Here is a 23,357-nt window from a genome sequence, read left to right as displayed (position 1 = left end):
ATACCGCTCGGCCGGGCGCGGTCAGCCTTCCGGAGACGGCTCGGCGGCGGCGGCACCCGGCTCGGGCGCCGGGCCGGTGTCGAGGGTGCCGCTGTGGACCAGAGCGCCGGCCCAGGCGCCCGCGATGATCCGGACCTGCTCGATGGCCTCGGCGCGGGTGAAGGGCCTGTCACCACCTCCCGAACGGCTCTCGTCCCAGTAGACGTAGCCGGTGCGCCGGCCGCCGGCATCCTCGACGCAGGCGGCGTTCTCGAGGACGCAGATCCGGAGCGGGAGCTTGAGACCGAGTGTGGGCATAGGGCCCATATAGGGCGCCGATCCCGCGGGAAGTCGGCGCGCCCGCCGCGTGACGGTCGGTCTCAGGTGTCTCAGGTGGGTTTCGCCGCGTCGAGCGCCTGCTCCAGGTGCGTCACGACCTCGTCGCCCTCGGGCGGCGGCTCGGCCTCCTCGACCCGTCGGGCGACTTCCATGACGAGGTAGGTCACCGACGGCGGCCAAGCCACGCCGTTATCCAGGAGCATCCGGGCGGCGCTTACCAGCATCCGGAACTGGTCCGGCGGGATCGTGGTCCCGGCCTCGTGCTGCGCGAGGATGTGATCGGCGATCGCGGCCGCAAGGCCGGCAACTTCGGCCATCTTGTTGGGCGGATCACCAGCCGTCATGTCAGGTCGCGCTCCGTCTGCGAAAGCACGGTGCGGAGCATCCGTCGCCTCTTCGGGGTCTCAGGCCGACACGGTTCCACAAGCAACCCTGGCGAGCAAGCCGTGCGACCGCGGCACGCCTGCGTGGCCGTGGACACCGCGGATTTTGCCGGCCTGCGCGCACGGTCCGGGCGTTTCGCGACCTGCGGTCCCGCGACGGCGGACGAGGTCCGCGGCAGCAGCGGCGTCGGGACCGGCCCGGGGCGTCTACGCGGATGCCGGACGGTGGCGGGGCGCGGTCACGCCGAAGACGGAGCCCCGGTCGCGCCGGGATCGCACGGCGACCGGGTGATCGAGCGCCGCGGCGGTCTGCCGGACGATGTGAAGGCCGAGCCCGAGACCCGCTCCGTCCCGGCGTCCGGCGCGGTCGAAGGCGTCGAAGATGCCCGCCAGCCGCTCGGGCGCGATGCCGGGACCGCCGTCGTGCACCTCGATCGCGACGCGCCCCTGCCGGCGGCGGCATCCGACGACGACGCGGCCGCCCGGGCCCGCATACTTCACGGCGTTCCCGACGAGATTGCGCAGGATGGTCGTCAGCATGGCGACCTCGCTCGTGACCGTCAGCGCCGTGGCGCAGACCCGGACACGCACCCCGACGGCGTCGGCGTAGGGCCCCCACTCGGCCGCCACCGCCTCCAGGAGCGGGGCGACCGCGACGGGACCGAGCCGGGGCGCCACGCTGCCGGCCTGGGAGGAGCGGGCCAGATCGTCGAGCTCGCGGCCGAGCCGCACCAGCGCGTCGCTGGCGAGGCCGAGCCGGGCCGCGGCCCGGGGACCGACGCCGTCCGAGACCGCGCGGTCGATGGCCATGAGGGCCACCTGCACGGGTTGCTTCAGGTCGTGTCCGGCCACGGCGAGCAGCCGGGCCATGGCGCTGCGGGCGGTCTCCGCGTGCAGCAGGGCCTCGTCGGGTGCCGCACCCGGGCTCGCCATCGTCAGTCCCATCCCCGCCTCCTCGTCCAGCCCGCCGACGGCGCGCCGCTTCCATGGCGCGACCTTGGACCGTGGCCGTACGCGCCGGAATCATACGGAGGTTTGATGTCCTAACCGGACCGGCCTCGGATCGGCGTGCCAGCGGCGCACGCGCGCGATGCCGGTCCGGAGCCGGCCGGCGATCCCGTCACGGATGGAAAGGCCCTGGAGTCAGGCACTGGAGTCAGGCCCTGGCGTCAGGCCCCGATCGTCTCTTCCAGGCAGCGGATCAGTTCGTCGGCCACGAGCGGCTTGCGCAGGAGATCGCGGGCGCCCCCGGCGAGGGCCCGGCGCCGGAGTGCGTCGTCGGTCAGCGCGGTCATCATGATGACCGGCAGGGCAGGGCGCTGCTCCCGGACGCGATCCTGCAATTCGATGCCGCTGATCCCCGGCATGTTCACGTCCGTCAGCAGGCACGACACGTCGCTGCCGGCCATCGCGGCCAGGAAGGCCTCGCCCGAGTTGAAGGCCCGCGCGTCGTAGCCCAACGCCTCGAGGAAGCTGGACGTCGCGTCCAGAACCGCCTCGTCGTCGTCTACGACCGCGACCGCTTTCTTCCCGACCGGCACGAATCTCCCTCCGGAGCCTCTCGAAGGCGCATCGATCCCACCTCTGTGGGCCGGCGGCGGCTCCGACGAAATTATACGATGGTTTGATGCGCGCGACGGACTCACACCCCGATGAACCGAGTCCTGCCACAGCAACGCAGGACCCGGGGCGCCGCGACGCGACCCGGTAGACATGGATTTCACGAGTTGAGGCAGGACTTCTTCGCCGATCCCCGATCCGATCGCCGCGACGAATCTGTCCAGTGCGGGTGCCAACGCGGCGATGTCCGGCATCGTTCCGCGCCGATCGGCCCGGGCCGGGTCTGCGGAAGCGACGGGGCGATGGGTCGGCTCAGACGGCGGCCCGGGCCTTGAGCAGCTCGGTCTTGCGCACGAGGTCGGCCACGGAGCCGGCCGCCATCTTCCGCATGACGTTGCCCCGGTGGATCTTGACCGTGATCTCGCTGATTCCGAGGGCGTGGGCGATCTGCTTGTTGAGCAGCCCCTTGACGACCTGTGCCATCACCTCGGCCTCCCGCGCCGTCAGGGTCGCGGCCAGCGCCTCGAGCTCGGCGACTCCCGCGCTCGACGCCCGCCGGGTCCTGTCCCGCTCGATCGCGACCGCGATGGCGTCGAGCATGTCCTGATCGCGGAACGGCTTGGTCAGGAAATCGAGCGCGCCCGCCTTCATGGCCTGGACGGTCATGGGGATGTCGCCGTGGCCGGTCATGAAGATGATCGGCATGCGGTTGCCCATCGCGGCGAGCTTCGCCTGCAGGTCGAGGCCGCTGGATCCCGGCAACCGCACATCGAGGATCAGGCAGCCCGGGCGGTCCGGCAGCGTCGCCGCGAGGAGGTCGCGCGTCGCGCCGTAGGCGAGGGTGTCGAGCCCGACGGAGTGCAGGAGGTCCTGCAGACCTTCGCGGACGCCCTCGTCGTCCTCGACGATGACCACCAGCGGTGATGCCGTGTCGGCGCCGGGCTTCGCCGCGCCACCCCGGACGTTGTCTGACATCGTGATCGACGAGTCCCCGCGCGCCTCTGACAGGCTGCCCGCACGGGCAGTGCTTACAGGTTGTATCCGCGCCCGATCAAGCCGACCGTCTATGGACGGCGCGGACCGCCGGCACGGACCGCCGGCACGGGTCGCCCCGAATGGCTGCTCGCCGGACCGCCCCCGACGCGCCTATCGACTCGCGGCCAAGCTTGTGGCTATGAGCGGTTGCACTGTCCCCGGGACTGGCTCAACCTCCGGCGAGGTCAGCGCCTCCCGGCCCAGGATTCGCGGCCGCCCGCCTCCTCCGGCCGCGCGCCCGTCCGACAGGCTGTGCAGCGAGGCGCGGAGATGAGTGCGGTGGGCGACGCGCGTCCCAGGCAGACGACGGCGCGGGTCCTCCTCGCGAGCCTGATCGGCACGACGGTCGAGTTCTACGACTTCTACATCTACGCCACGGCGGCGAGCCTGATCTTCGGGCCGCTGTTCTTCCCGGCGGCGCTGCAATCGGCGGAGCTGATCAGCGCCTACGCGAGCTTCGGCCTCGCCTTCGTAGCCCGGCCGATCGGCGGCGCGGTCTTCGGGCATTTCGGCGACCGGATCGGGCGCAAGGCGACGCTGGTCGCCTCGCTCCTGCTGATGGGGCTCACGACCTCGGCCATCGGGCTGCTGCCCACCTTCGCGCTGGCCGGCTGGCTCGCCCCCGTCCTGCTCTGCCTCCTCCGGTTCGGGCAGGGCTTGGCGCTCGGCGGCGAGTGGAGCGGGGCCGCGCTGCTGGCGCTGGAGAACGCCCCGCCGGGCTGGCGCGCCCGCTACGCGATGTTCGCGCCGCTCGGGGCGCCCCTCGGCTTCTTCGTGGCCAACGGCCTGTTCCTCGTCCTGACCCTGACCCTCAGCGCGGAGCAGTTCGCGGACTGGGGCTGGCGGGTGCCCTTCCTGCTCAGCGTGCCCCTGGTCTGGCTCGGGCTCTGGGTCCGCACCAATCTCGGCGAGACCGAGGAGTTCGCCGCCGCCGTGAAGGACGCGCAGCCCCCGCGCGTCCCCCTCGTCGCCCTGATGCGCGACCATGCCGGGCAGGTCGTCGCCGGGATGTTCGGGGTCGTCGCGTGCTTCTCCCTGTTCTGGACCGCCACCGCCTTCGCGCTCGGCTACGGCACGACGACGCTCGGCTACTCCCGGGCCTCGTTCCTGACGGTCGAGCTCGGCGCGATCCTGTTCATGGCCGCCGCCATCGTCGTCGCTAGCTGGCTGTCGGACCGGCTCGACCCGGCCCGGGTCCTAATCGTCGGCTGCGCCGGGACCATCGTGTCGGGGATCCTGCTGGCGCCGATGCTCGGCAGCGGCTCCCTCGCGACGATCTTCGTCTTCCTGGCCTTCGCCCTGTGGGTGATGGGCTTCGTCAACGGGCCGCTCGGCGCGTGGCTGCCGAGCCTGTTCCCGCCGCAGGTGCGCTACACGGGGACCTCCGTGGCGTTCAACGTCGGCGGCATCATCGGCGGCGCCTTCTCGCCGATGATCGCCCAGGCGCTGGCCGCGCAGAGCGGCCTGACCGCGGTTGGCTTCTACCTCGCGTTGACCGGCGGGATCAGCCTCATCGCCTTCGACACGAGCGCCCGGCGGCGGGCGCTGGACGCGCTCGCCCGGAGCGAGCGGCGGTACCGCGCGCTGTTCGAGCAGAGCCACGTCGCGCTGTGCGAGGTCGATCTCTCCGAGGCGCAGGCCCACCTCGCCGAGGCGCGGGCCGCCGGCGCCCTCGGGCCCGACCTCCGCGGGCAGGCCGACGCCGCGCTCGTCGCCGCCTGCGCCCGGCGGATCGCGCTGGTCGACGTCAACGACGCGACGGTGCGGCTCCTCGGCTGCGGCTCCCGCGAGGCGGTGCTCGGCTCGATGAGCCGCTTCCTGCCGACGGGCAACGACCTCGTCCTGCCGCTCCTGCAGCGGATCGACCGGGCGGGCGGCCGCTTCGAGGCCCAGGGCCGCCTGATCCGCGCCGACGGGCGGGAGGTGACCGCGATCCTCGTCGTGGCGCTGCCGGATGACGAGGCGGCCCTCGACCGGGTCGCCTGCGCGATGATCGACGTGACCGAGCGGGAGCGCGCCAAGGAGGCCCTGCTCGCGGCCCAGGCCGAGCTCGCCCGCGCGGGCCGGGTCTCGACCGTCGGGGCGATTTCCGCCTCCATCGCCCACGAGGTCAACCAGCCGATCGGCGCCATGGTGATGAGCGCCGAGGCCTGCCTGCGCTGGCTGCGGCGCGAGACGCCGGACCTGGAGGCGGCCGCGCGGGCGGCCGAGCGCGCCGTCCGCGACGGCATGCGGGCGAGCCGGATCGTGCAGCGGACACGCGAGCAGCTCCGCCGCGACCGCAGCCAGCCCGAGATCCTCGACCTGGGCTCCCTCCTGGCGGAGGTCGCGGCCCTCCTCGACCGGGAGATCCTGGCGGCCGGGGCGACGGTGCGGACGGTGATCGCCGCGACCGAGGCGCGCGTCCTGGCCGACCGCGTCGAGTTGCAGCAGGTCGTGGTCAACCTCGTGACGAACGGCCTGCACGCCGTGCGTGACCTGCCCGAGCCCCGCCGCGCGCTGCGGATCGCGCTGACCGCCCCCGCGCCGGGCCGGCTGCGGATCGCGGTCGTCGACAGCGGCACCGGCATCGATCCGGAGCAGCTGCCCAGGCTGTTCAGCCCGTTCTTCACCACGAAGCGCGACGGGATGGGCATCGGCCTCGCGATCTGCCGGACCATCGTCGAGTCCCATGGCGGCACGCTGACCGGCGGGAACAACGACGGGCCGGGCGCGACCTTCGCGGTCGAGCTGCCGGCGGCCGAGCCGGACGCGGCGGGAGGCGCCGCAGCCGAGCCCGCCGCCGCCGGCTGAGCCTCAGCGGGCGGGGACGGCCGCGAACAGGCTGTTCAGCCCCTCCGCGGTGGTCGGATGGGCGAGGATCGCGTCGCGCAACGCCGTGTAGGGCAGGTTGGCGAGCATGGCGACCTGGACCGCGGCCATGACCTCGCCGGCCTCCGCGCCGAGCATCGTGAAGCCGAGGATGCGGTCGTCCGGACCGATGACGGCCTTCATGAAGCCCTCGGTCTGCCCGGTCGTCCGCGTGCGCAGCACGGCCGCCATCGGCAGCCGCGCCACCCGGACGGCGTGACCGTCGGCCCGCGCCTCCGTCTCGGTCGACCCGACCCGCGCAAGCGGCGGGTCGGTGAACAGGCAGGACGGCATCAGCCGGCCCGCGGTCGAGCGCGGGATCCCCGCCAGCGTGTCGCGGATCACGCGGAAATCGTCCGCGGAGGCGTGGGTGAAGGCCGGGCTGCCCGCGCACTCGCCGATGGCCCAGACGCCCGGCGCGCTCGTCCGGAGGTGATCGTCGACCTCGATGACGCCCCGCTCGGTGAGCGCCACGCCCGCGCGGTCGAGACCGATGCCGTCGGTGTTCGGCGCGCGCCCCGCCGCGACGAGGATGTGGCTCGCGGCGATGACCGCCTCACCGGCACCGCCGCGCACCGTGATCTCCACGGTCTCGCCCGAGCGGCCGCGCACGCGCACCACCTCCGTGCCGGTGCGGATCGCCAACCCCTCGGCCTCGAGGAACTGCGCGAGGGCGGACGCCACGTCCGGATCCTCGCGACCCGCGATCTGGGGCCCGTGCTCGATCACCGTCACCGCGCTGCCGAACCGGCGGTAGGCCTGGGCCAGTTCGAGGCCCACGTAGCCGCCGCCGAGGACGACGAGGTGGGCGGGCACGGCGTCGAGTTCGAGCGCCTCGATATGGGTCAGCGGCCCGGCCTCGCGCAGGCCCGGGACGTCCGGGATGGTCGCGCGGGTGCCGAGATTCAGGAAGATCTGCTCCGCCGTCAGCGCGCGCGAGCCGCCCGCGTTCAGCGCGACCGTGAGCGCTCTGGGGCCCGTGAAGCGGGCCGTTCCCATGACGAGCTCCGCGCCGCTCTCGCGGTAGCGGTCGAGGTGCATGTCGATGAGGTCGCGAACCATCGCCCGCTTGCGCGCGACCACCCGGCCCATATCCACCGCGACCGGTCCGGTCTCGATGCCGTACCGGTCTGCCTGCCGGGCGCGGTGGGCGATCTCGGCGCTCCAGATCTCGTTCTTGCTCGGCAGGCAGTTGGTGTTGGGGCAGGAGCCCCCGATCCAGCGGCGCTCGATCACCGCGACCCTCTGGCCGGCCTTGGCGAGGTGCCACGCCAGGAACTTGCCGCCCTCGCCGCTGCCGATCACGAGGGCATCGTAGTGGTCGTCCATGGTATTTCCTCCGCGATCCCGAGATCTGCGGAAAACGTAGAGGCCTCACGACCGGACGGATATCATGCGTCGGTATGATAGACCGGTCCCGACCGTCCGGCGCGCAGGTTTCGTGCGCATCGAGTCTCGGATGATCCGACTCGAACCTCGGTATCATTGAGCCGGATCGGCCCATCACCGCAGCTCCGTCCGTCGCTGACGGGCGATCACCCGTTCCGGTCGGCGCCTCTGCAGGCCGGCCTGCCGCAGTCCCGCGCCCTCCGCTTCGAAAGATCGGATCCCGGAACACGCGGGTTCGCCGCAGCCGCGGCCCGGGCGCGTGACCGGCCGCCCGAGCGCCCCGCGAAGCTTTCAGGGCCGAGACCCAGGGCGATGGACTGTCCTCCGCCGGCCCTGATCCCGGGGGCGGGCCGCGGAGGGGCACCGTTTCGGGTGACGACCCCTAACCTTCGTATGATTCCGCGCGGCCGGGGGCGGCGGTACCTCTCGCGACACGGCACACGATCCGGACCGCGCCTTCGGCCGTCCCCGAAGACATGTCGCCCGGCCGGTTCGCACGCCGAGACACGTCGCGGCGTCCCCATCCCACGAGGTCGAACGATGGTCCAGCTCACGATCAATGCGCGTCGCTACACGGTGGACGCGGAACCGGACACGCCGCTGCTGTTCGTCCTGCGCGACAGCCTCGGGCTGACCGGCACGAAGTACGGCTGCGGCATCGGGCAGTGCGGCGCCTGCACGGTGCTCCTCGACGGCGCGGCGACCCGCTCCTGCCAGATCCCCCTGGAGAGCGTCGGCGACCAGGCCGTCACGACGATCGAGGCGATCGAGCAGGACCCGGTCGGTGCCCGGGTCGTGGCCGCCTGGGTCGGCATCGAGGTGCCCCAGTGCGGCTACTGCCAGTCCGGTCAGGTCATGGCCGCCACGAGCCTGCTCAAGCAGACCCCGAAGCCGACCGAGGCCGACATCGCCGGCGCCATGACCAACCTGTGCCGGTGCGGAACCTACAACGCCATCGCCGCCGCCGTGCGGCAGGCCGCGGCCTGAGGAGGCGCACGATGACCGACCTCACGCCCCTCCACCGCGCCGACCGTCGCGAACCGGTGCGCAACCTCTCCCGCCGCGGCTTCCTGGGGGCCGCCTCGGGCGCGCTGTTCCTCGGGGTCGGCCTCCGGCTCGCGCCGGCCACCGCCCAGACCCGCGCCGAAGGCCCGGCGGCCGTCGCGCCGAAACCCGGGACCCGCGTGACGGCCTTCCTGGAGATCCGCCCCGACGACACCGTGCGCCTGCTCAGCCCCTTCGTGGAGGGCGGCCAGGGCATCAACACCGGCCTCGCCCAGACGATCGGCGAGGAGCTCGACCTCGACCCGGTGCGCTTCGCGGTGGAATGCGCCCCGCCCGGCCCCGACTACGCGGTCGTCAACGGCCTGCGGATGACCGGCGGGTCGTTCTCGACACGCTCCAGCTTCGAGGCCATGCGCCGCCTCGGCGCCACCGCCCGCGAGATGCTCCTGCGGGCGGCGGCCGCCGAGCTCGCCGTGCCGCAGGCCAGTCTGACCACCGAGAACGGGCGCGTCATCCACGCCGCCTCCGGCCGGAGCCTCGGCTACGGCGCGCTGGCCGCCGCGGCGCTGGCGCTGCAGCCGCGGGACGATGTCCCCCTGAAGGATCCCAAAGATTTCCGCTGGATCGGCAAGCCGGTGGCGCGCCTCGACATGCGCGACAAGTCCACCGGCCGGGCCGTCTACAGCATCGATATCCGGCTCGACGGCATGGTCCACGCCGCGATCCGGCACGCGCCGCATCTCGGCACCGAGCCGGAGGCGATCGCCAACGCCGCGGAGGTCCGGGCGATGCCGGGCGTCCAGGCGGTCGAGCGCCTGCCGGGCGCGGTGGCGGTGGTGGCCGACACGTGGTGGCGGGCCCGCAGGGCCGTCGAGGCCCTGCAGGTGACCTGGACCCGGCCGGCGCCCGACGGCGTCGCCACCGTCTCGGCGGGCTTCTCCTCGGCGGCGATGCTGGCCGCCCTCCGGGACGCGGCGAGCCCCGGCGTCCCGGCCGAGCAGGCCGGCGACCCGGACGCCGCCTTCGCGGGCGCGGCCAAGGTGGTGGAGGCGGCGTACGACGCGCCCTACCTCGCCCACGCGCAGCTCGAGCCGCCCTCGGCGGTGGCGCGCTTCGCCCCCGACGGCAGCCTCGACCTCTGGGTGCCGAACCAGATGCCGGAGCTGTTCCAGCAGGTCGCCGCCAAGACGGCCGGGCTGCAGCCGGATCAGGTCCGGATCCACTCGCCGATGCTCGGCGGCTTCTTCGGGCGCCACTTCCACTACGGGCCGGCGAGCCCGTTCCCGCAGGCGATCCTGCTCGCCAAGGCGACGGGCAAGCCGGTGCGGGTGCTGTGGTCGCGGGAGGAGGAGTTCGGCATGGACGCCGTCCGCCCCCTGAGCTTCGCGCGGTTCAGGGCGGCGCTCGGTCCGGACGGGATGCCGGTGGCGCTGGAGACCACCGCGGTGGGAGAGGGCCCGATCGGGCGCTGGTTCGGCGCGCTGTTCAAGGGGCCGGTGGATTCCTCGGTGGTGGAGGGCCTCGACCGGAAGCCCTACGCGATCCCGAACCGGCGGCTCACCTACGTGAAGGTGCCGCACCCGGTGACGATCGCGTTCTGGCGCTCGGTCGGGCACTCGATGAACGATTACTTCTACGAGAGCTTCCTCGACGAGATCGCGCAGGCCGGCGGCCAGGATCCGTTCGCCCTCCGGATGACGCTCCTGAGGGACAGCGCCCGCCACCGCACCCTGCTGCAGGCGGTGGCCGACCTCGCGGGCGGCTGGACGCGCGGGCCGTTCCGGGCACAGGACGGCACGCGGCGGGCGCGGGGCGTGTCGATGGCCTCGCCGTTCGGCTCGGAGACGGCGACGATCGCCGAGGTTTCGCTCGAGAACGGCGAGGCGCGGGTGCACGATCTCTGGATCGCCATCGATCCGGGCCGCGTGGTCAACCCGGCGATCGTGAAGCGCCAGGTCGAGAGCGCGGCGGCGCTCGGCCTCTCGTCGACGCTGCTGGAGCAGGTCGTCTACGAGAACGGGGAGCGGCAGGCCCGGAACTTCGACGCCTACCCGATCCTCGACCGGGAGCGGATGCCGCGGGTGCACGTGGCGATCGTCGAGAGCGGGGCGCCGATGGGCGGCATCGGCGAGCCCGGCCTGCCCGGCGTGCCGCCGGCGGTGGTCAACGCGGTCGCGGCGCTGACCGGCCGACGCCTGCGCAGCCTGCCCCTGGCCAAGGAGACCCTCTCGGGGACCTGACGCCGATCAATAACCCGGGGCGACGCCCCCCGGGTCAGCCCCCGAAAGTCCCGCGTCCCGACTGGAAGCGGGATTTTCGGATGCCGTATAGCGGGGGCGCGGCGGGCCTGAATCGGGGCCGGCCCCGGGAACCGCCGACATGAGCAACGGTCTGACGCCGACGGCCGACCGGATCGTCGTGGCCAGCGAGGCCGACTGGAACGACGCGTGGTACCTCGTCTGCATGAAGGTCTCGACGATCGGCTTCGTCGTCGTCGATGCCCGCGAGCGGGTCGCCACCCTCGACGCGCTGCGGGCGGCCGGAATCACCGACATCGCCGCCCACCTCGACGCCCATCCGGACGTGGCCGACCGCCTGCGGCACGGGATGATCATCCTCGACGTCAACGAGGCGGCGGTGCGGATGTTCGGCGCGGGCGGCCGCGCGGACATGATCGGGCAGCGCACGCAGCGCTTCTTCGATCCGCTCTGCACCGCCCAGGTCAATTCCGCCCGGGCCTTCGCGGCGGGCGCGACCTCGTTCCAGCAGCAGGCGCACAGCGTCCGGCTCGACGGATCGCGCTTCGAGACGCTGTTCTGCGTGGTCCCGCGGGCGGACGGCGCCACCTCCGGCCTGTGGCTCGCCTCCTTCGTGGACATCACCGAGCACGTCGCGCGGCAGATGTCGCTGGAGGTGCTGCGCGACGAGCTGGCCCACGTCTCCCGGATCTCGACGCTGGGCGAGCTGTCGGCGTCGATCGCGCACGAGCTCGGGCAGCCCCTGTCGTCGATCGGCATGACCGCCGGGGCGATGCTGCGCCTGCTCGACCGCGCGGACCTCGACCGCGACCTGCTCCGGCGGCAATGCCAGCGCATCGTCGATCAGGTCACGCGGGCCGGGGACATCATCGATCGCACCCGCCGCATGGCCGCCAAGCGGGACAGCGTCCGCGCGCCCGTCGCCGTGGCGGAGGTCCTGGCCGAGGCCGCGCGGTTCGTGGCGCACGACCTGAACCGCACCGAGATCAGGCTCACCGTCGCCCCGGCGGACGCGGCCGCGCAGGTCGTCGCGGACCGGATCCAGCTGCAGCAGGTCTTCGTCAACCTGCTGATGAACGCCATCCAGATCCATCGGCAGGCGCGGACCCCCGGGCCCGAGATCGCGGTCGAGACCGTCTGCCGGGACGGGGCGATCACGGTCGACGTCGTCGATAACGGGCCAGGCCTCGATCCCGGCACCGTCGACCGGCTGTTCGACGGCTTCTTCACGACGCGGGCCGAGGGGCTCGGCCTCGGTCTCCGGATCTGCCGGACCATCGTGGCGGCCCATGGCGGCTCGATCGACGCGAGGCCCCGCGACGGGACGCCGGGCGCCCGCTTCTCGGTGTGCCTGCCGCTCGCCCGGTCCTGACCGGGCGGCCGCGGGAAGCGGGCAGGGAGCGGGCAGGGGCGCCCCGGCCGGGACGCCCCCGAGGGCCTCAGGCGGCGTCGGCGCGCGGGGTCCGGTACCGGCTCGCCGGCGTCGCCGCGCCGAGCTGGGCGGCGAGTTCGAGGCGCGCGGCGTCCAGCGCGGACCAGGCGGCGCCGTTCTCCAGAGGCGGGATCGTGACGACCTCGCCGGCATCGAACCCCGCGAGCGCGGCCGCGACCAGGTCGGACGGCGTCATGACGATGCTGGCCGGGAGGTTCCGGTGGCCGCCGACGCCGGCCACGGTCCAGAACTCGGTGGCCGTCGCGCCGGGCAGGACCGCCTGGATCCGGACGCCCCTGGGGGCGAGTTCGTGCTGCAGTGCCTGCGTGAAGGCGAGAACGTAGGCCTTGCTCGCCCCGTAGACGCCGTTGAGCAGTTCGGGATTGAGGGCGACGGTCGAGGCGACGTTGATGATCGCCCCGTGCCCCCGGGCGACGAAGGTCGGCGCCGCCGCGTAGGCGAGGCGCGTCACGGCCGTGACGTTCACGCCGATCATGCGCTCCATCTCGTCCGGATCCGCCTGGAGCAGCGGGGCCGCCGAGCCGAAGCCGGCGTTGTTGACCAGGAGGGTGATCGCCGGGTCGCTCCGCAGCCGGTCCTCGACGCGCCGGAGACCGGCACGGTCGTTGACGTCCGCCGCGAGCGCCTCGACGGTGCGGCCCGAGGCGCCGCGCACCGTCTCGGCGACCGCCTCCAGGCGATCCGCGTTCCGGGCGGTCAGGATGAGATCGTGGCCGCGCGCGGCGAGCTGTTCGGCATAGATCGCGCCGATCCCGCCCGAAGCGCCGGTGATCAGAGCAGTTCCCTTGGCACGTTCCGTCATGACAACTCTCCGTCTGTGCTGCTGAATGACGGAAAGTGTAGCGATCGCGACGGAGGCTTACATTTATACGGATGCGGGGCGACGCCATACCTTGGTATGACCCGGTGGCATGATCGGGCCGCCTTGCCCAACGCCCGTCGGGCAGGCGCGGGGAGGCCGGTGCGGCGCCGGCCCGCTGACGGAATCGGTGCCCGAGATCCGCCGCGCGTCGATCCGGGAGAGGTGCACCCGCGGCCTCGCCATGCTAGAACGAAAGCGGAACAGATCATACGGGCGGGCCGGGCACAATCTGCGGGCGAGACTTTTCTTCCGGCCCCGTGGACGCGTGTGGATACGGCTCGAAAACCCCTGTCGTGGCGCGCCCTTGGGCGGCCCGTGCGGTCTGTGGAGAACCTGTGACGAACCGGGGTGCAGGACGACGATGGCGATGAGGACGGCGTTCGTGGTGCAGCCCTTCGAGCTGCACCGGAAGCGGCTGCGGCCGGCCCGGCAGGAGCCTGCGCAGACCGAGAGCGGGGCGGTGAAGAAGGCCGAGAACATGGCCAGGCGGATGCCGGGCGCGGCGGCGCTGAAGGTGGTGGCCGACGACGAGACCGGCGAGCTGGAGGGCGTCACGATCCTCGGCCAGTGGGGGGAGATCCCCGACGACTTCGCCGAGAGCCTGCAGGGCGCCTAGGCCACAGATCACCAGCGGGGCGGGAGAGCGCCATGTCGGCGGTTCGGCGGGTCGGGAACTTCCTCCAGGTGCAGGACGGCGACGGCTGCCGGCACCTGCTGCGCGTGACGAGCGTCCAGGCGCTGAGCGACACGGACCTGATGCGCAACGAGACGTTCATCACCGCGGTGGGGCGAACGATCCGGGTGACGCAGCCGCTCGACGAGATCGTGGACCTCGTGGCGCCGGGCGAGCGGACGGCGCCGGGACCGCAGGAGGAGCCGTGGCCGTTCTAGCCGCGGGAGATCATCCCGCGCGCCATCTGCAGCAACAAGCGGCGGTCCGACAGGGTGAGCGCGTGCCAGACGCGCAGCAATTCCCCCGTCATGTCGATCGTGGCGAGCGCCTCGGATTCGTCGAGGAAAGCGTCTTCGGGCACGCCGAGGGCGTGCGCGATCTGCCGGAGCATCGATCTCTTGTCGTTCGGCCCGAATTTTCCATCCTCGAATTCAGGATCCGCCAACGCAATCTCCGACCGACGCACGGCGGCGTCGCGTGAAATCTAAATATATCCATATCGTGAAAATGCGACAATCGCATCAATAAATCGGGAATAAATTTTACTGGTATATAGATACCAATGATTTGGCGACCGGTAATTATCTTAGATTGATAGCATAACCTGAGTTAGATATAGCGATCAAAATTCTATGGCCCACAACAGGCTTGCCCGACATCTGGACTGAACGCCGTGCGGGATCATCGCTCCACGGCGACGGGCGGTCCCGGGCCGCGGGTCAACGGTGCGCTGGTCCCGTGCCCGCGCCGCAGCCCGCCGCGTCGGTCGGCGGCGGTGGGACGGTCCACCTGTCCCGCCCCGATCCGGCACGGGGCGGGACGGATCCTCAGGACGGGGTCCGGCGATCAGCTGCCGCCGCTGCCATCCCCGCTCCCCTTGCCGACCTGGGGTACGCCGCGCTCCGGCTGGCCGGCATTCCCGCCGGCGGCCGAATCCGTCGTGATGGTCGTCGCCCCCGTCCCGGTGGGCGCGACGACGGCGGTGCTGCCCGGACCGCTATTCTGGCTGCCGCCGGGAACGACGACGGTTCCGGCCGGGGTGCCCGGCGTCACCGGCTGGGCTGGTCCGGGTTGCCGGATCGGTGCGGGACCGGTGCTGGTCTGCGCCGAACCGGGCGACGCCGCGACCAGCGCGAAGATGGCGAAGAGGGCATGACGCATCATGTGCTCCTTGGCATCTCGGCCCTGACTGTGCCTCACGCACGGGCCTCCGTGCCCGAACGCGGGAGCGCGGACCTGGTTTCCGATACCCGTCGTCGTCGTGCGCCGCCGATCGTCGTGCCCGGCCGCGCCCGGTGCGCAGGGTCTCGCCCGCGGGCGGAGCGCCAACCCTCCGGATCGGCGCACGAAAAGGCCCCGCGCGGCGCTGCCGGCGGGGCCGAAGGTGGGTCTGCCTTGGGAGGATGCAGAGGCAGATGCTTAGCCGGCGTTGCGCCGCCGGTGCACCGGTGACACGACATGCCGGCCCCGCAGGGACCGCCGGTCACGGCGGCGTCACGCTTGCATCCGGGCCGGCCCCGCCCCGTGCGGTGGACGGCCGGGACCGCGGCGCGGCGCCGAAGGTCCGGCCATCCTTGGATAACCATGTCGACCGCCGGCTTGTGGACGCCGCGGCCGGGTCGTCGGCAGCGTCATCGACAGCGTCCCGCCGCTGTGGTGCTGATCGGCGGCGAGGAGTCCCATGAAGCACATCATCGTTCTGGCGATCGCGGCCACGGCCCTGACGGCCTGCAACGCGGCGAACCGGCCCGGCCGCGGCGAGCTCTTCATGAGCGAGGCGGACGTCGCCGCGAAGGACGACGCGATCTGCCGGGGCTACGGCGCCGAGCCGGGAACGCCGGAATACGTTCAGTGTCGGGGAACCCAGGACCAGCGGCGCGACGCGGCCCAGGCGCCCCGCCGCAGCGGCTGAGTGCGGCGGCCGCGAGGGCGCGGCCTCCGGGACCAACGCCCCGCTCGCGCGTTGTCCGCGCGGACCGCTTTCCCTGGAGCGCGTGATGCTCGCCCGATCCGCCCTGATCTTCATCGTCCTGACTTCGGGGGCCCAGGCCGCCGCCTTCGACGACCTGAAAGGCTATCTGGCGTCCTGCCTGCGGTTCGAGATGGCCGGCACCCCGGCGGAACGCGGCGGGCCGATGTCGTCCAAGGTCCGCCGCGCCCTGGACCGGTGCTCCGACGACGTCGCGCGCCTCGACCGGGCGGACGGGCGCCGGCTGCGCGGTGACGGTGGGATCAGCCCGTCGACCAAGGAGGTCATCCGGAGCGTCGTGAGCGGCGGGGCCGGCGGCGTCCGCACGGTCCGGTACTGACCGCCGGCGGTTCGCCCGGCGCGTCGATCGGGTGGCGCCGATCACCGGGCGTTAACCTTCCGGCCGCACCTCCCGGGGCCCGCTTGCGAGGAGATGCCGATGCCGAAGCGCTTGACCATCACCGTCCCGCACGACCTCGGGACAGCCGAGGTTCGCCGGCGCATCGACCTGCACATGGACTGGGCTTTCCGTCGCCTGGAGGCGGAGAAGATCCGCGTCGAGGCCGAGGACTGGCTGGGTAATCGCCGCTCCTTCTCGGGCAGCGGCTACGGGCAGTCGGCGCGCGTCGCCATCCAGGTGGCGGATGACGCGCTGGAGGTCGAGGCGCTGGTGCCCTGGATGGCCAGCCTGTTCGCGCCCGTCATCGAGTCGGTCGGGCGCCACTACGTCGGGCGCCTCCTGTCCGACGAGGCCGCCTGACGCGCGCGGCCCGGGGCGGCGATCGGTCCGGGGGGCCCGCGGGGCGGTTGTGGCCCGGTCGTGCCGGGGCTAAACGCGCCGGCTCGGTGGCGGCGCAGGGGCCCGGATGAGCGATGACATGGCGGCCCTGCTCCTCGCGCTCGCGACCGAGAACGCCGAGCTGCGCCAGCAGCTCGCCACCGCGCAGGACATGCTGATGGAGACCGCCATCGACGCCGGCCATCTCCACGCCCGCATCGAGGCGCTTCAGGCCGAGCGCGACGCGTGGCAGGCGGAAGCCGAGCGCCTGGCGCGCCGGCCCCCGCGTTCCCTGTGAGCGCTCGCAGCACCCGGCGTGCCGACCCTGCGGGCGGGCGCGACCGGGGAGGGCGCGCTCGGGCCCCGTGGCGCATCGGCGGGAGCCCGCGCGGGAGCGGACTCACGCCGTCCCTCACGCCTTCCCGAGTTGCGGGCGGGGCACGCGCACGTCGACCGTCTGGCCGGTGAGGGGATTGAGGATCAGCATGGCGGCGGTCTCCGGTGTGTGTGACGGTAGAACGCCGTCCGCGGGCGCCGGGATCACGCTGCGGCGTGCCGTGGCGCACAGGCGGCGACGGGGTCGCCGAACCCGGATCCGTGCCGGAAACGGCCTCCGGCGAGGCCCGCGAAGCTCGCCACGGTCGGGATGCCGCCTTACCTCAGGGCCTGGCGCCCTGGCGGCCGCCAGGGGCAGAACACCTGGAGGATCGATATGGCCATCGATAGATCCGGTGAGCGTGCCGCGCTCGATACCGAGGTAGAGGATACCCAGGACACCATCGCGAAGCTTCGCGAGGCTGCCGACGGAACGCCGCCCGGACACAGTTCGCGCGTGGCGCTGAAGAAGGCCGAGGAGAAGCTGGCCGAACTGGTCAAGCACATCACCCGGCGCGACCGGACGGGTTAGCGCGGCCGCGGACGCGGGGACCACCGGACAGGTCCCCGCGCGCCGTCCGCCGGCTCAGTGTCACCCCGCCGGCGCCGAAGCGCCGGCTCTCGATCCCATGTTACCGCCGGACGGATCCGGCGCGGGCGGCGCCAGGGTCGTCCGCGGCGCACCCACAGTGATGACGAACCCTCCCCGCTCAGGCGGCCGGCAGCGCCGCCCGCAGGACTGTCGGCGCGTCGCCCCCTGGCCGCCCGCGCGGCCTCGCCGCGGACCGATGCATGCGCCTCGGGCGCAGGCCCCGAGCATACCGCCAGAACTTCAACAGTATTTAACAGATCCGCCCGGAGTTAATCGGCCGTTTACTATGTTTTCTCCGACGTCGCGAGCCTGTGTGTCCGTAAAACTACAGCTATTCTGCTCAGAGCTTGGTAGTCTTATCACCAGATCGAAACCCGGATCACCCTGATGACCAAGCTCCTCGCCTCCCTGACCGCCTTCACTGCGCTGACCGCCGCGGCGTCCGCCGCCGACCTTCCGCGCCGCGCCGCGCCGCCGCCGGTGTTCACGCCGGTGCCGGTGTTCACCTGGACCGGCTTCTACATCGGTGTGAACGCCGGCTACGGCTTCGACGCCAACAGCCGCAGCACCACCAGCTACGCCCTGCCCGGCGGCTCGCTGATCAACTCCCCCGGCACCGCCGGCGTCGTCAGCGTCAACAACCGCAACAACAACGACGGCTTCTCGGGCGGCGCCCAGATCGGTTACAACTATCAGTTCACCCCGGGCTCCGGCGTCGTGATCGGCTTCGAGGCCGACGCCCAGTACGTCGACTTCGCCCGTCGCGCCAACGCCACCCAGAACTACAGCTTCCTCGGCTTCCCCGGCGTCGCCTTCTCCAACCCGCCGGCCTTCGTCGCCACCAGCGGCAACGGCCTCGACTACTTTGGCACCGTGCGCGGCCGCCTCGGCTACGCCTTCGACCGCACCCTCGTGTACGGCACCGGCGGCTTCGCCTACGGCTCGGGCCAGGACGACCAGAACTTCTCCGGCAACCGCTTCCGCGACAGCTTCCGCACCGGCTGGGCCGCCGGCGGCGGCGTCGAGTACGCCCTGCCCACCGACTCGTTCCTGAACTTCTTCCGCTCCTCGGCCGTCACGCTGAAGGTCGAAGGCCTGTACGTCAGCCTCGACCGCCAGAAGAACTCGGCCGGCGGCGTGTTCTACGGCAACCTCCTGCCCCCGAACGGCACCGCCTACCTCAACGGCGCCGCCGCCAAGACCGAGTTCGCCGTCGTCCGCGCCGGCCTGAACTACAAGTTCGGCTCCTACTGAGATCGGGTCGCGCCGCTCCCGGCCTCCGTGCCGGGAGACGCGGCGGCGGGCGAGGGGGGCAGGTCCGCCTCATCGCCCTCCGCCGCCGAAGAGCAGCCTTCCGGTTGGCCTTCGCATCCCCAGCCCGATCAAACTGGCCGCGAGGTCGGCAACACCCTGGGAGCGCACGCTCCCAGGGTGTTCCTGCGTTCCGTCACGGTGCGCCACGGCGGTCAGCCGATCGCCCCGAACAGCGGGAGCGCCGCTACCAGTACCGGTTCGGCCAGCAGCGCCGCCCGCCGCGACCGAGGTGGAAGCCGCGCGGACAGGCCCGACCGACATAGCCGCCCCACTGGCCGCCGGCGCGGCACCCGCCATAAGGGCCGCGATGGCCATAGGGCCCGCAGCCGCCGTAGACGTGCTGGATCAGCCCGTCCTGCGCGGCGGGGAGCGGAGAACCCGCGACGGGCAGCGCCGAGGCCGGCGCGGCGATGCCGACGGCGAGCAGTGCCGCGGCGGCGAGGGACTTGAGCATCAACCGATCTCCAGGTCTTGGCTGAGCCGATCTCCGTCGGCACCGCTCGAATACCTGATCCCGGCTGAAGGCCGGGTGTCACGGACCGTCTCGATTGCCCGCATCGCTGGAGCTTTTCTTTAAGCGCTGCCTCGATACTGGCGCTCTACCCGCCCAAGATTCCGCCTCGACCAAGACGACAGTGTCCGCCGGACCTGCGGCCCGGATCACCCGCTCACGTCGGGAGAGCCGTCGCCGATCCGTCGCTCTGCTGCGGGGCAGTATGCGGCCGGCTGCCGGCCTGCCAGATCCAGTTGCCCGCGATGGACCCGCGGAGACGCGTTCCACGACGACGAGCGCGATCACCAGGGGCTTTGAGGTCGCGCTTTTCCACTTCCCCGGATCCGTCCACACGGCCTCCCTTTCGGCTTGCGGCGAGCAGTCCGCGTGCCGGACTGGATCGGCCCGCGCCCCGTCTCTCCAGAGTCAATCCGGCGAACAGCGCGACGTGTCCGAGGCGTTGCGGCCGCAACGTGGCCATTCGTCGGCCATCCGGCACATTCGGCTCTCGGAGAGCGCAGTTGAAATGCCCGAATGTCTCAGCTGCGATTGTGCGGCGGCTCAACTGCCGCGCGTTGGGGTTCGATGCAGAGGATGAGAACTCGGCATCTCGAACAGGCGGCGGCGCGCACGTCGACGACCCGCACTCCGCTCGCCTGCGGGCCGAGGATCTACAGCCCGATCGTTGCAAGGGTCGATCTTATTCCCGACACCTTCATGCATGCGCCGCATATCTGGCGTGAGGCATGTGGCATACCAAGAAGTCGCGTGCAGTGCGATATACCTTCTCACGCACCGCACAAAAGGACGCCACCGATGACCCTCCTCACCGCTGTTGCCCTTCTCCCCTTCGCCGCCATCGCCAACTTCGCCTTCGTGGTGGCGCTGGCCAATCACTTCGACGCCGACAAGCCGGCCACGGGCTTCACCGGCCCGGTTCCGACGCTGGCCTGAGCCAAGTCGGGGCCCTTTCACGCAGCCTCGGTGGAGGTCCCCCGGATCTCAGCTGGGCAGAAAGGTGAACCTCTAAGCCTCATTCGGCGCCCCATTCAGGCGCAGCCAAGGCGAATTCCTGGGGCAACTATCTCGGCGTGGTCCCGCTCGTTTCCCGTGTCCTAGCGTGGACTTGGACCCACCACGTCTTACCGCGGAGGTAGGTGTCGGTCATTCCGGCACCGTCCTCGTCGAAGCATCCCACCACTGACGCACGGCACGTTGGTCGAACACCTACGATGACTGCGCGCCGAACGGCTGTCGAGCATCAGCGTTTCGCCCGGCCGCAGCCTGGCGGATTCAGTGCCGTTCGGTGAAGCCGAATACGCGCACCAAGTCGGCGGCGCTGGCCAACTGCTCACGCGGCACTGCCCCCTCCCTGCTCCTTCAGCCTAGCTTCGTCGAGATCGGCCAATGCCTGCCGGCCAGCGTCGGTGATTCGGACTGCGCGCGACTCGCGCGGCGCCATCTCAGCCCAGCCGCAGCTCACCAGACGCGGGATGAGCGTGTCACCGTTCCATGGGATGAGCTTCACGTATGCGAGCTCGAGGAGCGGCACGAAGAACGGGCCGCGGTCAATGCGCTGAAGCAGTTGCACGTGCTCGTCTTGGATAACCACGAAGGTCTCACCAGCCACCACGGACGGGACTATGGCCGCCGTTGAGATGGTGGAGGGCCGATCCGGATCGTCGGCGACCTTGCGAGCTTGGCCGGGGTGAATGCCAGAGCTAGCGCCGGTGAGGACCGCGACCTCCACTTGTGCCCAGATGGCACGCACCTCCGGTGTCAGGCTGTCCCACGAGTCGAACTCGCGTGGCCGGGCGTATGCGAAGCGCGCGTAGTAGGCGGTGCGGCCGGGATCTGAGGTCATCGTCAACCTCCACAATGCAAGCCTGCGCAACTGAGTTGGTGGACGGAGTGACTGGCACCGCTTGCAGCGGTCGCATCAGTGCTCCGCCGCACCTCGGAAGCCCGTAGCGAGGCGTAGGCCGAATACTCAAGTGAGGGAGTATTCCAATGAGCACAATCGATCTCTACCGATCCAATTCGCGCATTTTTACGCGCTTTATGGGATCGTGTGTGTTCGTCGCAGTGGCCCTTTGGCTGGCTCTGACTCAGCCTAATGTCGGCACTGATACCATAATTCCTGGAAGCTTTCGGGATTATGAGATGCGCGGTGGCGTAGTGATCTTCGGCCTTGGCGCACTTGTGTGGGGCCTGAAGCTGTTCCAGCCCGACGTGGTCGTCTCCATTGGTCCTCAAGGGATTTATGACCGACGCCTCTCGACGGATTGGATCCCGTGGAAGACGATCCGCGCCATCAAGCCTCTGCAATTCTGGATGAGCAGCTACTACCGGCTGGAGATTGATCCCGAAGCTGCTGCGCGGATTCATTGGACGAGACGGGCTCGCTTTACATCTTGGCTGAACATCATGTTCGGGCATTGCTACTGGATCAGCGGTGCCGAACTCATCGGCGGCTTCCCTGCATTGGCGGAAGCGATCGGACGTAGTCGGCCGGACCGCTGAGGAGAGGCGAACCCGCGCGTCCTCGGAAAACTTGCATCCAGACATCTGGAACGCTCCAGCGCAGTTGGCCGTGCCCGATGGCGCATAGCCCGCACACTGGTGCGAGCGAACTCTTCTCGTGTCTTAGGTTCGTCGGTAAGAAGGAACCTCATATCCGACCAAACCAAAGGGACGAAGCCCGAAGATCTCACGTCGGATCGCCCTCGCCTCAACCCGCAGGGGCACGGCAGCGGCTCCGTCAGCGGTGAGCATAGCACAGGCATAAACGGAGGTGCCAAGCAGGACTAGCCCGACAAGACAGAAGGATGAGGGCTGCTTAGAATGGACCGCTGATAGAACGGCAAATTGAACACATTAGAAAAGTAATTCAAATACCGAATACGTGCTTTGATCCCCAATAAGGAGATCAGAGCCATGACAATCACTACCACTATAAATGCCATCGGACTGGTGAAGGCGACGGAGATGATCCAGTCGGCAAGGGCGGAAGCTGCGATGGAGCACAAAGCGGGGCTGCATACCGTCTCAATGCCGGCGCCCCCGCCGGACGACGCAGGCATCCAAAGGCAAAAGAATGACCCGAAACTTCTCGCAGCGCAGGAGCGTGTGGTGGACATCACCGTCTGAGTCGGGAAGGCCTGCGCCGCTTCTAATCTGCGGCTTAAGAATTCTCTCCTCCACAACAAACGGGCGACGACCGATTGATTGGCTGATGAGGCTCTCGCCGTACTCGCCGATCGCTATAAGGGCGGCGCCATCAACAACACGCGCGTGGCAATCCGGAAGGTGCGGGGCACCCGTTGCGGGTACGAGATCTCTTTTGATGTGGAGGTCGTCACAGTCGGCGAGAACTACGACCGCGAGCCGATAACTACCTGTGTCGTGAAGTGGCAGACGGACGGCACCTCCGCGGTAGCCGTCGCGGCCAGCAAGGAGCGCTGGCCGACATCGTGAGAGGTGTTCCGACAAGCACTTCGGACGAGCGTCACCGACGATGGCATCTGCGCGTGGCCGTTCGGCAATGAGGACTCCGCGGTTCGTGCCGTCCCGCTGCAAGCCGCCAGGACGGCATTCTTCGTCATCTACCTGGCCGACGGCGACGATGAGGCCAAGCGGACGGAGGCCGCCAGCAAGGTGTTTAAGCGAGCCGTCGAAGCACGCCTCGGCCGCAGCCTGATTGCCCCGGTCGCTCTCAACGGCGTCAACCACCTCTGGCTGATCGAGGTGCCAGGATGTAAGCGTCGTTCTCAGGCCACGGCTTTGAGGGGCTGTGGTGCGTAGGCCCAGGGTAGCAGGTCGTCGATATTGCTCTGCGGGTGGCCGGCGACGATGCGGGTGATGACGTCGGTCAGGTAGGCCTGCGGCTCGACCCCGTTCAGCTTGCAGGTCTCGACCAGCGAGGCGACGACAGCCCAATGCCCGGCCCCACCGTCCGAGCCGGCAAACAGCGCGTTCTTCCGCGTCAGGGCCAACGGCCGGATCGCCCGCTCGACGGTGTTGTTGTCGATCTCGACGCGGCCGTCGTCG

General features: G+C 70.8%; 29 protein-coding genes. 17 read left to right on the top strand and 12 right to left on the bottom strand.

The genetic code is table 11. The features are described 5' to 3' along the window. Positions 1-21 precede the first annotated feature (21 nt). From BM314_RS26615 to BM314_RS26595, 5 genes are all read right to left on the bottom strand, one after another. Positions 22-297 (bottom strand): hypothetical protein, encoded by a 276-nt coding sequence (locus BM314_RS26615; RefSeq protein ID WP_091928394.1) that lies wholly within the window; start codon positions 295-297, stop codon positions 22-24. 71 nt (positions 298-368) lie between these two features. Next, positions 369-662: a hypothetical protein gene (locus BM314_RS26610; protein ID WP_091981369.1), complete on the bottom strand. Its 294-nt coding sequence runs from the start codon at positions 660-662 to the stop codon at positions 369-371. A 246-nt stretch (positions 663-908) separates the two neighbouring features. Next, positions 909-1,646, bottom strand: a complete 738-nt coding sequence (locus tag BM314_RS26605; RefSeq protein ID WP_020094714.1) for a sensor histidine kinase — start codon at positions 1,644-1,646, stop codon at positions 909-911. A 224-nt stretch (positions 1,647-1,870) separates the two neighbouring features. After that, a complete protein-coding gene (locus BM314_RS26600) occupies positions 1,871-2,242 on the bottom strand; it encodes a response regulator transcription factor (protein WP_056526640.1) in 372 nt (123 codons plus the stop codon). Between the two features lie 331 nt (positions 2,243-2,573). Then, on the bottom strand, positions 2,574-3,236 hold the full coding sequence (locus BM314_RS26595; protein WP_091981367.1) for a response regulator transcription factor: 663 nt from the start codon (positions 3,234-3,236) through the stop codon (positions 2,574-2,576). A gap of 330 nt (positions 3,237-3,566) precedes the next feature. Here BM314_RS26595 and BM314_RS26590 point away from each other — a divergent pair, with 330 nt between their 5' ends. Further along, complete coding sequence (locus BM314_RS26590; RefSeq protein ID WP_091981365.1) at positions 3,567-6,089, top strand: MFS transporter; 2,523 nt, start codon at positions 3,567-3,569, stop codon at positions 6,087-6,089. Between the two features lie 3 nt (positions 6,090-6,092). On the opposite strand, the gene BM314_RS26585 is transcribed toward BM314_RS26590, so the two are convergent. After that, entirely contained in the window at positions 6,093-7,475 is a 1,383-nt protein-coding gene (locus BM314_RS26585; protein ID WP_091981361.1) for a mercuric reductase, read from the bottom strand. A gap of 600 nt (positions 7,476-8,075) precedes the next feature. On the opposite strand from BM314_RS26585, the gene BM314_RS26580 reads away from it, so the two are divergent. The 3 genes from BM314_RS26580 (at position 8,076) to BM314_RS26570 (ending at position 12,170) form a co-directional block, all read left to right on the top strand. Continuing rightward, complete coding sequence (locus tag BM314_RS26580; protein WP_091981360.1) at positions 8,076-8,522, top strand: (2Fe-2S)-binding protein; 447 nt, start codon at positions 8,076-8,078, stop codon at positions 8,520-8,522. Between the two features lie 11 nt (positions 8,523-8,533). Further along, positions 8,534-10,780 carry a xanthine dehydrogenase family protein molybdopterin-binding subunit gene (locus BM314_RS26575; protein ID WP_091981357.1) on the top strand — a complete coding sequence of 749 codons (2,247 nt, stop codon included), beginning with the start codon at positions 8,534-8,536 and terminating at the stop codon, positions 10,778-10,780. Positions 10,781-10,919: 139 nt separating this feature from the next. Continuing rightward, complete coding sequence (locus tag BM314_RS26570; RefSeq protein ID WP_091981355.1) at positions 10,920-12,170, top strand: sensor histidine kinase; 1,251 nt, start codon at positions 10,920-10,922, stop codon at positions 12,168-12,170. Positions 12,171-12,237: 67 nt separating this feature from the next. On the opposite strand, the gene BM314_RS26565 is transcribed toward BM314_RS26570, so the two are convergent. Next, positions 12,238-13,053 (bottom strand): SDR family NAD(P)-dependent oxidoreductase, encoded by an 816-nt coding sequence (locus tag BM314_RS26565; protein ID WP_091981353.1) that lies wholly within the window; start codon positions 13,051-13,053, stop codon positions 12,238-12,240. A 421-nt stretch (positions 13,054-13,474) separates the two neighbouring features. On the opposite strand from BM314_RS26565, the gene BM314_RS26560 reads away from it, so the two are divergent. Together BM314_RS26560 and BM314_RS26555 are read left to right on the top strand one after the other, a co-directional pair. After that, the gene (locus BM314_RS26560; protein ID WP_020094723.1) at positions 13,475-13,729 is read left to right on the top strand and encodes a hypothetical protein; all 255 of its coding nucleotides are present in this window, start codon (positions 13,475-13,477) and stop codon (positions 13,727-13,729) included. 32 nt (positions 13,730-13,761) lie between these two features. Beyond that, complete coding sequence (locus BM314_RS26555; RefSeq protein WP_091981351.1) at positions 13,762-14,004, top strand: hypothetical protein; 243 nt, start codon at positions 13,762-13,764, stop codon at positions 14,002-14,004. Here the strand turns inward: BM314_RS26555 and BM314_RS26550 are convergent. After that, positions 14,001-14,231 (bottom strand): hypothetical protein, encoded by a 231-nt coding sequence (locus BM314_RS26550; protein ID WP_091981349.1) that lies wholly within the window; start codon positions 14,229-14,231, stop codon positions 14,001-14,003. The genes BM314_RS26555 and BM314_RS26550 overlap by 4 nt on opposite strands. A 401-nt stretch (positions 14,232-14,632) precedes the next feature. After that, the gene (locus tag BM314_RS26545; protein WP_091928387.1) at positions 14,633-14,950 is read right to left on the bottom strand and encodes a hypothetical protein; all 318 of its coding nucleotides are present in this window, start codon (positions 14,948-14,950) and stop codon (positions 14,633-14,635) included. Between the two features lie 517 nt (positions 14,951-15,467). Between BM314_RS26545 and BM314_RS26540 the strand changes: the two genes are divergently transcribed. The 6 genes from BM314_RS26540 to BM314_RS26515 all read left to right on the top strand — a co-directional run bounded on the left by BM314_RS26540 (position 15,468) and on the right by BM314_RS26515 (position 18,754). Then, positions 15,468-15,698: a hypothetical protein gene (locus BM314_RS26540; protein ID WP_020094727.1), complete on the top strand. Its 231-nt coding sequence runs from the start codon at positions 15,468-15,470 to the stop codon at positions 15,696-15,698. A gap of 85 nt (positions 15,699-15,783) precedes the next feature. Then, positions 15,784-16,095, top strand: coding sequence for a hypothetical protein (locus BM314_RS26535; RefSeq protein WP_091981347.1), 312 nt, complete (start codon positions 15,784-15,786; stop codon positions 16,093-16,095). Between the two features lie 99 nt (positions 16,096-16,194). Further along, the gene (locus BM314_RS26530) at positions 16,195-16,515 is read left to right on the top strand and encodes a polyhydroxyalkanoic acid system family protein (protein ID WP_056526667.1); all 321 of its coding nucleotides are present in this window, start codon (positions 16,195-16,197) and stop codon (positions 16,513-16,515) included. 106 nt (positions 16,516-16,621) lie between these two features. Then, entirely contained in the window at positions 16,622-16,831 is a 210-nt protein-coding gene (locus tag BM314_RS26525) for a hypothetical protein (protein ID WP_091981345.1), read from the top strand. Positions 16,832-17,245: 414 nt separating this feature from the next. Then, entirely contained in the window at positions 17,246-17,440 is a 195-nt protein-coding gene (locus BM314_RS26520; protein WP_020094731.1) for a hypothetical protein, read from the top strand. A gap of 447 nt (positions 17,441-17,887) precedes the next feature. Further along, positions 17,888-18,754: an outer membrane protein gene (locus BM314_RS26515; protein ID WP_091981343.1), complete on the top strand. Its 867-nt coding sequence runs from the start codon at positions 17,888-17,890 to the stop codon at positions 18,752-18,754. Positions 18,755-18,998: 244 nt separating this feature from the next. Here BM314_RS26515 and BM314_RS26510 read toward each other — a convergent pair whose 3' ends face one another. Next, a complete protein-coding gene (locus BM314_RS26510) occupies positions 18,999-19,268 on the bottom strand; it encodes a GCG_CRPN prefix-to-repeats domain-containing protein (RefSeq protein WP_020094732.1) in 270 nt (89 codons plus the stop codon). An 855-nt stretch (positions 19,269-20,123) separates the two neighbouring features. Between BM314_RS26510 and BM314_RS30765 the strand changes: the two genes are divergently transcribed. Further along, a complete protein-coding gene (locus BM314_RS30765) occupies positions 20,124-20,261 on the top strand; it encodes a hypothetical protein (protein ID WP_020094733.1) in 138 nt (45 codons plus the stop codon). 397 nt (positions 20,262-20,658) lie between these two features. Here BM314_RS30765 and BM314_RS26505 read toward each other — a convergent pair whose 3' ends face one another. Further along, positions 20,659-21,171, bottom strand: a complete 513-nt coding sequence (locus BM314_RS26505) for a hypothetical protein (protein ID WP_056526673.1) — start codon at positions 21,169-21,171, stop codon at positions 20,659-20,661. Positions 21,172-21,317: 146 nt separating this feature from the next. Here BM314_RS26505 and BM314_RS26500 point away from each other — a divergent pair, with 146 nt between their 5' ends. The 4 genes from BM314_RS26500 to BM314_RS30280 all read left to right on the top strand — a co-directional run bounded on the left by BM314_RS26500 (position 21,318) and on the right by BM314_RS30280 (position 23,111). Then, positions 21,318-21,830 carry a hypothetical protein gene (locus tag BM314_RS26500; RefSeq protein ID WP_244540044.1) on the top strand — a complete coding sequence of 171 codons (513 nt, stop codon included), beginning with the start codon at positions 21,318-21,320 and terminating at the stop codon, positions 21,828-21,830. A 414-nt stretch (positions 21,831-22,244) separates the two neighbouring features. Next, on the top strand, positions 22,245-22,457 hold the full coding sequence (locus BM314_RS26490; protein WP_091981336.1) for a hypothetical protein: 213 nt from the start codon (positions 22,245-22,247) through the stop codon (positions 22,455-22,457). A gap of 78 nt (positions 22,458-22,535) precedes the next feature. Next, positions 22,536-22,784, top strand: coding sequence for a hypothetical protein (locus BM314_RS26485; protein ID WP_091981334.1), 249 nt, complete (start codon positions 22,536-22,538; stop codon positions 22,782-22,784). A 3-nt stretch (positions 22,785-22,787) separates the two neighbouring features. After that, a complete protein-coding gene (locus BM314_RS30280) occupies positions 22,788-23,111 on the top strand; it encodes a hypothetical protein (RefSeq protein ID WP_139237882.1) in 324 nt (107 codons plus the stop codon). Here BM314_RS30280 and BM314_RS26480 read toward each other — a convergent pair. Continuing rightward, positions 23,078-23,357 (bottom strand): transposase domain-containing protein (locus BM314_RS26480; protein WP_139237881.1); only part of this gene is annotated, 280 nt, incomplete at its 5' end. The genes BM314_RS30280 and BM314_RS26480 overlap by 34 nt on opposite strands.

The organism is Methylobacterium sp. 13MFTsu3.1M2, from assembly GCF_900112625.1.
Taxonomy (GTDB): domain Bacteria; phylum Pseudomonadota; class Alphaproteobacteria; order Rhizobiales; family Beijerinckiaceae; genus Methylobacterium.
The sequence above is the reverse complement of the archived record's forward strand: the minus strand, read 5'-3'. Positions and strand labels throughout refer to the sequence as shown.

Excerpts from the sequence above, each read along its gene's own strand:
- BM314_RS26590 (WP_091981365.1), top strand. The coding sequence starts at position 3,567 with ATGAGTGCGGTGGGCGACGCGCGTCCCAGGCAGACGACGGCGCGGGTC.
- BM314_RS26585 (WP_091981361.1), bottom strand. The coding sequence starts at position 7,475 with ATGGACGACCACTACGATGCCCTCGTGATCGGCAGCGGCGAGGGCGGC.
- BM314_RS26565 (WP_091981353.1), bottom strand. The coding sequence starts at position 13,053 with ATGACGGAACGTGCCAAGGGAACTGCTCTGATCACCGGCGCTTCGGGC.
- BM314_RS26525 (WP_091981345.1), top strand. The coding sequence starts at position 16,622 with ATGAGCGATGACATGGCGGCCCTGCTCCTCGCGCTCGCGACCGAGAAC.
- BM314_RS26595 (WP_091981367.1), bottom strand. The coding sequence starts at position 3,236 with ATGTCAGACAACGTCCGGGGTGGCGCGGCGAAGCCCGGCGCCGACACG.
- BM314_RS26610 (WP_091981369.1), bottom strand. The coding sequence starts at position 662 with ATGACGGCTGGTGATCCGCCCAACAAGATGGCCGAAGTTGCCGGCCTT.
- BM314_RS26545 (WP_091928387.1), bottom strand. The coding sequence starts at position 14,950 with ATGATGCGTCATGCCCTCTTCGCCATCTTCGCGCTGGTCGCGGCGTCG.
- BM314_RS26555 (WP_091981351.1), top strand. The coding sequence starts at position 13,762 with ATGTCGGCGGTTCGGCGGGTCGGGAACTTCCTCCAGGTGCAGGACGGC.
- BM314_RS26535 (WP_091981347.1), top strand. The coding sequence starts at position 15,784 with ATGCTCGCCCGATCCGCCCTGATCTTCATCGTCCTGACTTCGGGGGCC.
- BM314_RS26490 (WP_091981336.1), top strand. The coding sequence starts at position 22,245 with ATGACAATCACTACCACTATAAATGCCATCGGACTGGTGAAGGCGACG.
- BM314_RS26615 (WP_091928394.1), bottom strand. The coding sequence starts at position 297 with ATGCCCACACTCGGTCTCAAGCTCCCGCTCCGGATCTGCGTCCTCGAG.
- BM314_RS26570 (WP_091981355.1), top strand. The coding sequence starts at position 10,920 with ATGAGCAACGGTCTGACGCCGACGGCCGACCGGATCGTCGTGGCCAGC.
- BM314_RS26510 (WP_020094732.1), bottom strand. The coding sequence starts at position 19,268 with ATGCTCAAGTCCCTCGCCGCCGCGGCACTGCTCGCCGTCGGCATCGCC.
- BM314_RS26605 (WP_020094714.1), bottom strand. The coding sequence starts at position 1,646 with ATGGGACTGACGATGGCGAGCCCGGGTGCGGCACCCGACGAGGCCCTG.
- BM314_RS26580 (WP_091981360.1), top strand. The coding sequence starts at position 8,076 with ATGGTCCAGCTCACGATCAATGCGCGTCGCTACACGGTGGACGCGGAA.
- BM314_RS26575 (WP_091981357.1), top strand. The coding sequence starts at position 8,534 with ATGACCGACCTCACGCCCCTCCACCGCGCCGACCGTCGCGAACCGGTG.
- BM314_RS26560 (WP_020094723.1), top strand. The coding sequence starts at position 13,475 with ATGGCGATGAGGACGGCGTTCGTGGTGCAGCCCTTCGAGCTGCACCGG.
- BM314_RS26515 (WP_091981343.1), top strand. The coding sequence starts at position 17,888 with ATGACCAAGCTCCTCGCCTCCCTGACCGCCTTCACTGCGCTGACCGCC.
- BM314_RS26505 (WP_056526673.1), bottom strand. The coding sequence starts at position 21,171 with ATGACCTCAGATCCCGGCCGCACCGCCTACTACGCGCGCTTCGCATAC.
- BM314_RS30765 (WP_020094733.1), top strand. The coding sequence starts at position 20,124 with ATGACCCTCCTCACCGCTGTTGCCCTTCTCCCCTTCGCCGCCATCGCC.
- BM314_RS26540 (WP_020094727.1), top strand. The coding sequence starts at position 15,468 with ATGAAGCACATCATCGTTCTGGCGATCGCGGCCACGGCCCTGACGGCC.
- BM314_RS26520 (WP_020094731.1), top strand. The coding sequence starts at position 17,246 with ATGGCCATCGATAGATCCGGTGAGCGTGCCGCGCTCGATACCGAGGTA.
- BM314_RS26500 (WP_244540044.1), top strand. The coding sequence starts at position 21,318 with ATGAGCACAATCGATCTCTACCGATCCAATTCGCGCATTTTTACGCGC.
- BM314_RS26530 (WP_056526667.1), top strand. The coding sequence starts at position 16,195 with ATGCCGAAGCGCTTGACCATCACCGTCCCGCACGACCTCGGGACAGCC.